Below are 8,934 nucleotides of genomic sequence, written 5' to 3'. Positions count from 1 at the left end.
AACGACGACGGATCATCTTCCGAACCGAGAGTCTCCCGCTGCCACAACGCGTAATCCGCATACTGCACCTCGAGCGGCGCCCACCCCGGCACCTCGCCCCGAGAACGAGCCTCGTACGCCACCATCACATCACGCGTCAACGGCCCCATCGACACACCATCACCACTGATGTGATGAACCACCATCGCCAACACGAACTCCGACTCCGACACCGCGAACAACCGCGCCCGAACCGGAACCTCCACCGCCACATCGAAACCAGCCGACAAGAACTCCGTCACCGCACCAACGACATCGGACTCCGACACCGCCACCGGCGACAAATCCAACCGCACCCGATCCGCAGACAACACCTCCTGGAACCCGACACCGTCGACCTCCGGATACACCGTCCGCAAAATCTCATGCCGACCAACAACATCCGACACCGCAGCCTGCAGAGCCTCCACATCCAACAACCCCGACAACCGAATCGCCACCGGAATATTGTTCGCCGACGACAACGTATCGAAACGGTTCAAGAACCACATCCGCTGCTGCGCCAACGACAACGGCACCCGCTCCGGACGCACCCGAGCAGTCAACGCCGCCCGAGCACCCGAACCAACCTCCGACTCCACCCGAGCAGCCAACAACTCCACCGACGACGCCTCGAACAACACCCGCACCGGAACCTGCGCATCGAGCGCCTGCCCCAACCGAGCCGCCACCCGAGTAGCAATCAAAGAATTACCACCCAAAGCAAAGAAATCATCATCCAACCCGACACGCTCGACCCCGAGAACATCCCCGAACACCGACGCGACGATCTCCTCCACCGCCGTCACCGGAGCCCGGAACACCGCAACCTCGAACACCGGCTCCGGCAACAACTTCCGATCCAACTTTCCCGACGCATTCAGCGGCAACGCATCCAACACCATGATCAACGACGGAACCATGTACGACGGCAACACCGCACGCAGCGAATCCGTAAGCGCTACAACATCAACCACCGCACCCGACGCCGGCACCACATACCCAACCAAGCTGTCACCCGACTTGGAGTCAGAGTGCATCACGACGACGGCGTCGTTTACGTTCTCATGCGTGAGCAGGGCTGATTCGATCTCACCCAGTTCGATCCGCTGACCACGCAACTTCACCTGGAAATCACTACGGCCGATGTACTCCAGCTCCCCCGATTTGGTCCATCGAACCAAATCTCCGGTGCGGTACAACCTGGCGCCGGCTGATCCGAATGGATCGGCGACAAATCGCAGCGCCGTCATAGCAGGCTCACCGTGATATGCACGAGCCACCTGCGGTCCACCCAAATACAGTTCACCGGCCACACCCACCGGCACTGGCGCCAACCGGCCGTCAAGCACAACAGTGGACGCGTTAGCGACGGGCGTACCGATCGGGACGACCACCGCCTCAGGAGTCGCCTCCCAAGCTGTTACCACCTCGACCTCGGCAGGCCCGTACCAGTTGTGCAGGCTCGCCGAGGCGTACCCGCTGAATCGGCGTACGGTGTCGGCGCTCAACGCCTCTCCTGCGACAAAGACTCGACGCACCGATTCCGGCAGCGGCGCGGGCACCGCGGACATGAATGCGCTCAACATCGACGGAACGAAATGCACCGTCGTGACCCGCTCTTGAGCGATGGTTTTCGCAAGATAATCTGCGTCCCGGTGTCCATCGGGAACCGCGATGACCAGTTTCGCGCCAGTTTGGAGAGTCCAGAACAATTCCCAGACCGAAATGTCGAAGGTGATCGGCGTTTTGTGCAGTACCACATCCGAGCAATCAAGCCTGTAGGTCGCCTGAGCCCACACCAACTGGTTCACCGTTGCGCTGTGTGTAATGGCAACGCCCTTGGGTCGACCTGTCGAACCTGAAGTGAAGATCAGATACGCCGTGTTTTGCGATCGCAAAGGCGAATTGCGTTCAGAGTCGGCAATCCGGCGAGATGGGAACCCGTCCAAGTTCAGAGCCTCGACAGTCACCATCCGTCGACCCGTCGACGCGAACTGATCGCGAGCGGTAGTCAGAATCAGTACCGGATCCGCCGCCTCTACGACGTACTCGGTGCGTTCTGCTGGATGATCTGGATCGATAGGAACGTAGGCGCCCCCAGCCTTCAGAACGGCGTAGATCGCAACCACGAGGTCAATGCTCCGACGCATCGCCACACCGACCAACTGCTCAGGTCCGACTCCTTCGGAAATGAGGTGACGCGCGAGTTGATTGACCTTGGCATCGAACTCCGCATACGTAAGTTCAATTGCGTCCATGGCCAACGCGACAGAGTTAGGCGTCCGCGCAACCTGCTCGTCGAACAACGAGACCAGCGTCGCATTGTCCGAGCACAAAGATCCGGCCGAAACAGCTTGTGCCAGTACCTGTTCACTCTCGCTCTGTGAGAGTACGGGAATATCACCCACCAGTACGTCCGGAGTTGCGGACACTGTGCTCAGAATTCGCAACAGACGATCGACGAATTCCAGCACCGTTGATTCGTCGAACAGGTCGGTTGCGTAGTTGAACGACCCGTGTATCCCTGAGGGTTCTCCAGACTCGCTGATGACCTCGGACAGAGTGATCTGAAGGTCGTATTTCGCCGTTCCCGAGTCCGCTTCGATCCCGGAAATCGTGAGTTCTGGCAACACGAACTGCGTTTGCGCAAAGTTCTGGAACACCAACAAAACCTGGAACAGCGGTGAGTGCGCAGTAGAACGCACGGGGTCGATCTCATCCACCAACCACTCGAACGGCACATCCGCATTGGCAAACGCCGATAGATCGATTTCACGCACCTGCTCCAGGAACGAACCGAATCCCTCCGACGCTTCGACGTTCGTGCGTAAGACCAGCGTGTTGACGAACATACCAATCAGATCGTCGAGTTCGGCCTCCCCGCGTCCTGCGACAGGAGTACCAAGCACCACGTCCGTGGAACTGCTCAGTCTGGACATCAAAACAGCCACAGCCGCGTGAATGACCATAAAGACAGTGACGTTGTGACCCTCTGCAAGCCTCGACAAGTCTGAATGAAGGCGTGCATCGATCGTGAAATTGACTGTCGCTCCGCGTAACGACTGAATCGCGGGCCTTGCACGATCCAAGGGGAGATTCAAAACGGGGGGGACGTCAGCCAACTGAGTTCGCCAATACGCAATTTGCTTCGACGCGATCGAGTCCGGGTCACCATCTGAGCCCAACATCTCGCGTTGCCACAACGCATAGTCCGCGTACTGCACTCCGAGAGGTGCCCACCCCGGAACCACCCCCCGAGATCGGGCCTCATACGCGACCATGACATCGCGCCCGAGTGGCCCGACTGAGGAACCGTCTCCGGCAACGTGGTGGATCACGACAACCAACACGTAGTCGCCAGAGCCAAGGCTGAACAGTTTCGCTCGAACGGGGACCTCAGCACCGACGTCGAATCCCTGTCCGACAACCTCTGCTACGCGCAGCATTACAGACTCGGCGTCGACCTCGACTGGACTCAAGTCCAGCACGACCTCTTCGGGTGGAACAATTACCTGCATTGGTCCATCTGGATCGCTTGGGTACAACGTTCTGAGCGACTCGTGCCGTGCCAGGACATCGGAAACAGCAGCTTTCAGCCCCGCCACGTCCAGCTTCCCTGAAAGCCGGATCGCGAGAGGAACATTGTAGACCGGCGACTCTGGGTCGAGTTGGTTCAGAAACCACATCCGTTGCTGTGCAAGGGACAACGGCACCCGCTCCGGACGCACCCGAGCAGTCAACGCCGCCCGAGCACCCGAACCGATCTTGGTCTGAACCCGGGCAGCCACGCGCTCGACCGAGGACACCTCGAACAGCACCCGTACCGGAACCTGCGTATCGAGCGCCTGCCCAAGGCGGGCAACGATCCGAGTCGCAATCAGCGAATTGCCACCCAAAGCAAAGAAATCATCATCAAGCCCGACCCGATCCACACCCAACACCTCGGCGAAAACCGAGGCAACCGACTCCTCCACCGGAGTCACCGGAGCCCGGAACGCCGCAGCCTCGAACACCGGCTTCGGCAACAGCTTCCGATCCAACTTCCCCGAAGCATTCAGCGGGAACGCATCCAACACCATGATCTGCGACGGCACCATATACGACGGCAACACCGACCCCAACGAATCCACAAGCGCCGCAACATCAACCACCGCTCCCGACGTCGGCACCACATACCCCACCAACTGATCACCGGTCTTGGTCGACACCACCGCCACCGACGACACCGACACCGACACATCGGCCACCAGGGCCGACTCGATCTCCCCCAACTCGATCCGCTGACCCCGGAACTTCACCTGGAAATCAGTGCGCCCGATGTACTCGAGCTCCCCCGACCAGCCCCACCGCACCAAGTCCCCCGTGCGGTACATCCGATCGCCGACACTGCCATGAGTGAACGGATTCGCGACGAAGCGATCCGCCGACAAATCCGGACGAGAAACATACCCACGAGCCAACTGATCACCCGCAAGATACAACTCTCCCGCAACACCCGCCGGCACCGGACGCAATCGCGAATCCAAGACGAAAACCTGCGAATTCCACTGCGGCACACCAATAGAAGCCACACCACCGTGGACAGCATCCGTCACATCCGCGAACGTGATCGACACCGCGGCCTCGGTCGGACCATACAAGTTGTGAACCCGCGCGCTTGAAACAACACCGAAATCGCGCACCGTCTGCGCCGGCAACGCCTCACCGATGACGAACACATCACGTAGCGAATCCAACTGGCTGGCAGAGACTTCCCCCGCGAACACCGACAGCATCGTCGGCACGAAGTCCGTCACCGTCACGCGCTGATCAGCGATCACCGACGCCAAATACCCCGGATCCCGATGACCGTCATGAGTGGCCACCACCAACCGAGCACCCACCGCCAACGGCAGGAAGAACCCCCACAAAGACACGTCGAACGTCGTCGCAGTCTTCTGCAGATACACATCCGACCCGGTCAGAACATACTGCCCCTGCATCCACGCCATCTGATTGACGATCGCCGCATGCGAAACCGCCACACCCTTCGGCTTCCCCGTCGACCCCGACGTGAAAATCACATACGCAGCATTCGAAACACGCAACGGCGCAACACGATCCACATCAGAAACAGGCGCATCCGAGAATCCGGACACGTCCAGCTCGTCTATCAACACCACATCGAATTTACTCGGCAACACCACACCGTCACCAGCAGTGGACAACACACAGACCGGTGCCGCGGTCTCGAGAATATGACCATTGCGCTCGACCGGATGATCCGGATCCAACGGCACATACGCCCCACCCGCAGCAACCACTGCATACATACCAACCACAAGGTCAACCGACCGGCGCATCGCCAACGCCACCAACGACTCCGGCCCCACGCCCACCGAAATCAGATACCGTGCAAGACGGTTCACCCGAGACCCGAACTCCGCATACGTCAGAGACTGCCCCTCGAACACCACCGCCACCGCATCCGGCGTCGCCGCCACCTGCGCAACAAACCCGTCGAGCAACAAAGCACCAACAGTCAACTCGTGAACAGTGTCATTGACCGCCACCAGCACCTGCGAACGCTCGCCCTCACCGAGCAACTCCACATCCCCGACAACCGAATCAGGCTCCGCCACCATTGCTTCCAGAACACGCACCAACCGCTCCGCAAACGAAACAACTGTCGACGCGTCGAACAGATCCGTCGCATACGTCAACGACATCGGCATCCCCACACCGACGCCGTCCTCCTCCAACGGCGTCACCGTCAACTGCAGATCGAACTTCGCGATCTCGACACCGGCGTCGAAACCGGCAATCGACAGTCCCGGCAACTCCACGACATCCTGCGCCATGTTCTGAAAGAACAACGCAACCTGGAACAACGGATGATGGGCCTGCGACCGCGCCGGATCAAGCACTTCCACCAAACGCTCGAACGGCACGTCCTCGTTGCCGAACGCCCCGAGATCGACCTCACGAACCCGACCCAATAACGCCGAGAAAGACTCCGAAGAATCCACCTCGGTCCGCAACACCAACGTATTGACGAACATACCAATCAGATCGTCCAGCTCCGGCTCACCCCGCCCTGCGATCGGAGAGCCCACCACAACGTCGTCACTACCGCTCAGCCGCGCCAACAACACCGCCAACGCCGCATGCACCACCATGAACAACGACACATTACGATCAAGCGCCAACTGCTCGAGCGCTCGATGTAACCGCGCGTCTATCGAAAACTGGTAACTCGCACCCTGATTGGATGCCACCAACGGCCGCGGGCGATCCGCCGGCAGCTCGATCCGCTCCGGCAACCCCGCCAACACCGACGTCCAATACCCCAACTGCTCAGACATCAACGACGACGGATCACCCTCGGACCCCAACACCTCACGCTGCCACAACGCGTAATCCGCATACTGCACCGCCAACGGCGCCCACCCCGGAACCTGTCCACCCGCACGCGCCACATACGCCATCGACACATCACGCACCAACGGACCCATCGACACACCGTCAGCAGCGATATGGTGAATCACCAACGCCAACACAAACTCCGACGAACCCGTCTGGAACAAACGAACCCGTAATGGCACCTCGACCGTGACATCGAACCCCTCTGCCACCACTGGCGTCAGCACACCGAGCAAGTCGGCCGCGTCGACAGTTTCGGGCAATACAGTTTCCACGAATTCGTCCACCGGAAGTACTTGTTGGAACCCGATGCCCTCGAATTCCGGATAGACGGTCCGCAACACCTCGTGCCGCGCAACAACATCCGACAGCGCTGCGGACAGTGCCGAAACATCGACGGCACCGGACAACCGCAACACGATCGGAATGTTGTTCACACCAGACACAGAGTCGAATCTCGACAAGAACCACATCCGCGACTGTGCAAGGGAAAGAGGTATCCGCTCCGGACGAGAGCGAGGGGCCAAGGCAATTCGCACACGCCCCGCTGAATCTGACAAAACAGATGCAAGACCGGAGACTGTCGAGTACTCGAAGAGCGTTTTGACCTGAACCCGCACATCGAAAGCCGCACTGAGACGCCCGGCCAATTTCGCAGCAATCAACGAGTTGCCGCCGAGTTCGAAGAAGTCGTCGTCAGCGCCGACTCGGTCCACCCCCAAGAGTTCTTCGAATATGCGCGCGACCACGACCTCACCATCGGAGGATGGCGCTACAAACTCTCGGGCCTCGAATACGGGATCAGGAAGTGCTGCTGAATCCAGCTTTCCTACTGGCGTCAAGGGAATCTCGTCGATGACAACGACAGCCGCCGGAATCATGTGACGGGGAAGATCCGTCTTGACCACTGCCAGGACGTCATCCCCGGACAGCACGGCTCCAACTGCAGGAAGCACATAAGAGATGAGAGCCGTTTCACCGCTGGGCAACACTCGCCCGAGCGTTGTCACGAACTCGACCCGTTCGTCGAGTGCGATGACCGCGTCGATTTCAGTCAACTCGATGCGGAAGCCACGGATCTTGACCTGGGAATCGGACCGTCCGACGTATTCGACGCTACGACCGCCGGCAGCACTTTCCGTCCACCGCACCACGTCCCCCGTGCGGTACATTCGTTCACCCTGTGCTCCAAAGGGATTCGCGATGAATCGATCGGCCGTCATACCTGCCAAATTGTGGTATCCGCGCGCAACCTGCGGCCCTGCAAGATAGAGCTCACCCGTAGTCCCCGTCGGTACAGGCTGCAAGCGGGCATCCAATACCAAAGACGCTGCACCACGAATCGGACCACCGATCGTGACGGGATCACCCGCGCCGAGTTCCGTCATGTTCGTGACGATCGTCATCTCGGTCGGGCCGTACGCGTTGACAAAGTGGCGTCCGGGCGCCCACTTCGCGACCAACTCTGGCGGACACGCTTCACCCGCGACCACGACGACAGCAACATCGTCGAGTCCAGATGGATCCACCGATGCGAGCACCGAAGGAGTAGCGCCGACATGCGTCACTCGCTCTGTCTTGATCAGCTCGGCTAGCTCGGGCCCACCGTAGATGCTCGATGGGGCAATCACCATGACGGCGCCAGCCCCGATCGTCTCGAGTAGTTCGAAGATCGATACGTCGAAGCTTGGAGTCGTGAAGTGCAAAACCCGCGAATTGCCGTCGAGCGACAGCATGCGAATTTGCTCTCGCTGCAGGACGGCTAGCCCCGAATGCGAAACAACAACACCCTTGGGTCGCCCTGTGGAGCCGGATGTGTAGATGACGTACGCGGCGTGCTGCTCACGCAGTGTCCTTACCCGCTCGTCATACGTCACTGGCGCGCCGGAGACAGCGGCCAACGACTCGACAGTGTCCGAAGCATCGATCGAGATCCACCCGACCGAGTCGGTTAACCCGGCGCGTGCACCCTTAGTGGTCAACCCGACCGAAACTCCAGAATCGCTGATCATGTAGGCCACGCGATCGGCTGGATAGTTCGGATCCACCGGGACGAAGGCGGCGCCGGACTTGGCGACTGCCCACAGTGCCAGAACGGACTCGATGGACCGCGGTATCGAAATTGCAACCCGATCCTCTGGCCCCATGCCGCCGGCGATCAACAATCTCGCCAAACGAGACGATTGCTCGTCCAACTCTGCGTATGACAGCGAACGTCCTTCGAACCGCAACGCCTCCCGCTCGGGCCCCAGCTCGACGGCCGCCGCCAGCAGTTGCGGAAGCAACGAGGTGCTGGCACGACGGCCGCGTGCCGGACGCTCTCGACGTGCCTTGCGAGCTACCGAAGTCCCTGGCGTCACACCATCGGAGCTCATGCGGTCACGACCTGCACTCGAACGGCATGCTGGAGGAACACGTGCTGCGTCAAGACAATTTCACCTTCGCTTTGGTACTGCAGTTCGATCAGTATTCGCAGGAATCCGATCACTTCCGAGGTTCTACCCTTGACCT

At 60.0% G+C, this 8,934-nt stretch carries 1 protein-coding gene; it reads right to left on the bottom strand.

Going from position 1 to position 8,934, the window contains the following annotated elements:
* Positions 1 to 8,798 (bottom strand): amino acid adenylation domain-containing protein (locus ABH939_RS31535; protein ID WP_404650677.1); only part of this gene is annotated, 8,798 nt, incomplete at its 3' end.
* Positions 8,799 to 8,934: the final 136 nt, after the last annotated feature.

It is taken from the genome of Rhodococcus sp. 27YEA6 (genome assembly GCF_044908235.1).
Lineage (GTDB): Bacteria > Actinomycetota > Actinomycetes > Mycobacteriales > Mycobacteriaceae > Rhodococcus_F > Rhodococcus_F qingshengii.
The sequence above is the reverse complement of the archived record's forward strand: the minus strand, read 5'-3'. Positions and strand labels throughout refer to the sequence as shown.